The following is a 4,060-nucleotide window of genomic DNA, read 5'->3' on the forward strand; positions in this document are numbered from 1 at the left end:
ACCAACGCACGTGCGATGGCAGCACGCTGACGCTCTCCTCCTGAAACCTCATCACTGTAACGGTGGGAGAGTTTGACAATTCCGAGTGATTGCAATAACGGCTCGACACGGCTCTCATCGATCGCACCCAACGCAATATTTTCGCGCAAGGTCAAATAGGAGATGAGATAGTGAAATTGAAACACAAATCCGATGTTGTGCCGACGGAAACGGTCAATATTTCCCAGTTCGCTCAGAATTTTCCCATCGTATCGGACAATCCCCGCTGAGGGTTGCAACAGTGTCGAGAGGATGGAGAGCAATGTTGTTTTACCACTCCCGCTCTCTCCGATAATGGCGGTAAAGCTCCCCGGTTCAATGGTAATATCGACGCCGTTTAACACTTTTTCATGTCCGTAGAAGTGCTCGACTCCTAGTGCTTCGATTTTCATGCGCCACCTCGTTGGATCAGACTCATAGGATCTATCCGTGCCGCATACACCGCTGGGAGCAATGTCCCAAACAATGCCATGCTCACCGAGACGATAAAGACTTTCAACGCCAATGCAAAGGTGATCTCACCGTTAATGTAACCTTGGAATTTTTCGGCGTGCTCGATCAGCTCCAACACTCCGAGTGAAACCCCATACGCCACCGCAAATGCTAACACGGCAATAATCAGCGTCTCGCTCAGGAGTTTAAATATAATGGTACTCGATGAGAGCCCAATAGAGCGCATAATTCCAAATTCCGCTTTGCGGTCGTTCACTACCATGCTCATCATGCTCACAATCCCCAAAATACCCATCAAAAACGCCATTGCACCGATCACATCGGAACTCGTTTTGATAATTTTGAACTGGTTGTAGGAATCGATAAACCCATCGGTTGTTTTCGCTTCCATTTCGGGATGCGTTTTGTTGATATGGGCGATGATGGTATCGCTTTGAGTCAAATCATCGAGGGCAATGAGAAAGATCGATGCACTTTTATGAAATACGACTCCCGCATCACTCAACGGCATAACGACTCCGCCGTCTTCAAATCCGATACGGCTTTTAAATACGCCGCTGACACGAAACTCTTTTTTAGAGAGGGAGATCGTTTTGGGATGTTTGAGCGTCTCATAGATTTTAGATCCTAACATCACTTCGCCCTCCGTAGGATACGAGCCTTGTATCAACGCGTAGCTTTTAAACCGGTTTTCACTCGCACCGTAAATACCGACGATGGGGAGAGGCTCTACCGGAGCTGCACCCAAGATAAGGGCGCTCACCTCTTTGACCCCCTCCATGGTCGCAATCTTATCTGCAACGGAGCAGTTAATGTCACTGAAAAAGGTATCGGCAATCCCCTTTTGAGTAACGATGATATCCCCATCCGTTTTGAGCATCGAACTGTACATGCTCACGACACCGCCCGAAATGGCGCTAATCAAAAATATTGCGGCAATCGAAACACTCATACTGATAAAGATCAAGGCGGTTTTAAACCGATTCTTTCGTAAAGCTTTGAGCGGAGTAATCACTGCTCAATCGCTTTTTTCAGTTCAGTGGGGGTGGAGATAAATTCCACTTTGGTGAGAAAATTGCCCCGAAATTTCATCACGGTGATTTTATCTTCCTGATACGGGAAATTAAGCCCCTGCTCTTCATCTTGGATCAACAAAACCGTATGGGTATATTTGCGCATTTTCGGCAATGCGAAGCTCTCTGTAATGAATTTGGGCATTTGGCTGATGTCGGCGACAAACGCCGCTTTGTTTTTCGCCAAATACCCTTTTTCCTGAACGGTTAGGTATTCGTTGACCGTTGCACCTGTCCCTTTCTCAAACGCCATAATGAGCGTTTTAGGCATCATTTTGAGGGTATAGCGTTTACCGAATTGATCGTTCAGATCGAGCGGCATCACCGATTGACCCACTTTATACGGAGCCGCCCAAAGACTCATTGTTACCAATAGTAAAACTATCACTCTTTTCATAAAATTCCCTTATACTTTATAGAATACTGCAAGTATAAGAAAAAAGAGACAATTGACGGTTAATAAGGGGCTAATGGATCAGTTTACTTACAATGTTGTCCAGCTCTGTATGCTGCTCAAAGGTAAAGGCAAAACTCTGATCCATTACTTTATCGAGGTGATTCATCTCGGTGAGGGTAATTCCAAACGGATCTTTTTTAGCCACTTTACTCCCCCCAGAACCGAGAACGACATTGTCGAGTTTTTTAGAGCTATGACGGATAAAATAGGTGAGGAAATAGCCGCCGGAGTGATCTTTTTCGATAGCAACCACCACACGGGAAGCATTTGAACCGTTCCACGAAAGATCAGGAGCTAGGATTTTAAAATCATCGACCGAGAGATACCCCACATATACTTTCGTATAAATATCATGATAACGCTGAGTCGCCGCACGACGAAAGAAATCGAGATCAATCGGTTCTTTCCCCCGCAATGATCGAAGCATCCACGAGAGGGTCGCATAGTATTTAAATGCCGCGACTTTGAGCTCTTCGGCATGGGCTATTTTATCACTCTCTATACGGATCATAGGCTCACGTGGAGAGTTGGAACTCAGCTTCTCTAAAATATGACGCGCACTGTAAGGCTTAGTGAGCCATACCGAAGCATACGGAGGTAAATCAGAGGTCCCTGTCGCCCCTTCATTTAGTACCAACAATGCTTTAACGTTATAACGGGGAAACAGCACTTCGAGCAGTGCCCGTTTTTTACGGAGCCGTTTTTTGAGGTTGCTTACCGATTTAACGAGTGTCATTTCGACAAAATAGAGCTCTTTGTCGGTAAAGAGGAGTCCATCGAATTCACCAATCTCTTTGTGGCGGGCACGATAAATAATCTGCCCTTTCCAGCTTACCGATAACGCGTCACTTTGGGCGCGGGTACGATGTTTATGGGGACCTTTGATAATAAAACTTTTGATTTTGGGCTCATTGGCGGCATAGCGGAGGAGTTTTTCGTAGATGTAGTTCTCATACACCTCCCCCTCAAATGAACGAAAGGCACTGATGTACCCCTCGTCTTCCATCGTTAACCCTTTTGCTTCGAGCGACAAAAGGTGATCGATGTTATAGTCGTAATATAAAAGATTATCGCCGAGGTCTGCATCACCCTCAGGGATAACGGTGTGGTCGAATGTTAGGATGGGAGCCTCTTTTGGCGAATTAAGGTACTCTGGTAAATACCCGCTAACATTTTACCTTATTTTTGACCTAACACTACTCTAAAGATTGTTATCTTCTTAATTTATACAAGGAGGTCAGGTGATACCTATAACTCATTATCTCTCATCTTCTTTATGATTCTATTGACATATGGCTGAGAGATTCCCAAGTATACAGCTATAGTATGTTGAGAGTAGCCCTCGTTGGTCGCTTGAAATATTTTCTTGTTTCGGTCTTTATTATCGAGTATATTAGCAAATATCTCTTGTAACCTTTGGTGGCTTACTGTTTTCTCATTAACCGACGTAACCACTAGATTTGAAGTCTTTTTGATCTCATGGAGGATACTGTCATCTGTTGTACTTTGCAAAAATGCTTTTCTATCGTTTTTATCTTGAAACTCTGTAAAAATAAACGATTTTCTCAAACATGCAATTAGTTCTGCTACTTCGATAAAAGCAAGATGAGAGCTGTATCGGTATTCTTCAGACTTATTAACGATTTTTGCTTTTACTGGATTGTTATGAATATAACTTATCAATGCGTATAAATAGGCTTCATCGGTTACGTACCATGATTTGAAACGTCCTTGCCACAGATGACCTGAGCGTTTATATTTTTTATTGAAATAGATCGCGTAGGATGCATTGATATGTTTCATGAATTTGGAAAGGTTCTCTTGGGTTGTTTCGATCAGCAAATGATAATGATTGCTCATCAATACATAACCGTGAAGTTGTACGTTATAGAGTTTACTTGCAGTGCAGAGCATCTCTAAAAATATCTCGTAATCTTCATGCTCTTTGTAGATAATTCGCTGCTCTACTCCCCGATTAACGATGTGATAGTAACCTGCCATATCTATTCTTGGGCGTCTTGGCATCTTTGTTCTCCTA

The 4,060-nt window shown here is 43.6% G+C and carries 5 protein-coding genes; all 5 read right to left on the minus strand.

Features of this window, described 5'->3' with window-relative positions; genetic code table 11:
- Positions 1 to 431: ATP-binding cassette domain-containing protein (locus tag JZU62_RS00085; protein ID WP_295010714.1), on the minus strand; the 431-nt coding region annotated here is incomplete at its 3' end.
- Positions 428 to 1,507 carry an FtsX-like permease family protein gene (locus JZU62_RS00090; protein WP_295010716.1) on the minus strand — a complete coding sequence of 360 codons (1,080 nt, stop codon included), beginning with the start codon at positions 1,505 to 1,507 and terminating at the stop codon, positions 428 to 430. The genes JZU62_RS00085 and JZU62_RS00090, both read right to left, overlap by 4 nt.
- Positions 1,504 to 1,962: a hypothetical protein gene (locus JZU62_RS00095; RefSeq protein WP_295010718.1), complete on the minus strand. Its 459-nt coding sequence runs from the start codon at positions 1,960 to 1,962 to the stop codon at positions 1,504 to 1,506. Before JZU62_RS00095 ends, JZU62_RS00090 begins: the two co-directional genes overlap by 4 nt.
- A gap of 70 nt (positions 1,963 to 2,032) precedes the next feature.
- A complete protein-coding gene (locus JZU62_RS00100; RefSeq protein WP_295010720.1) occupies positions 2,033 to 3,055 on the minus strand; it encodes a hypothetical protein in 1,023 nt (340 codons plus the stop codon).
- 215 nt (positions 3,056 to 3,270) lie between these two features.
- The coding region (locus tag JZU62_RS00105) for a transposase (protein WP_295010722.1) at positions 3,271 to 4,060 on the minus strand (790 nt) is incomplete at its 5' end.

Origin of the sequence: Sulfuricurvum sp., assembly GCF_019163035.1 — a bacterium.
Taxonomy (GTDB): Bacteria; Campylobacterota; Campylobacteria; order Campylobacterales; family Sulfurimonadaceae; genus Sulfuricurvum.

Bases quoted from the DNA above. Each gene is read 5' to 3' on its own strand.
- JZU62_RS00095 (WP_295010718.1), bottom strand. From the start codon at position 1,962: ATGAAAAGAGTGATAGTTTTACTATTGGTAACAATGAGTCTTTGGGCG.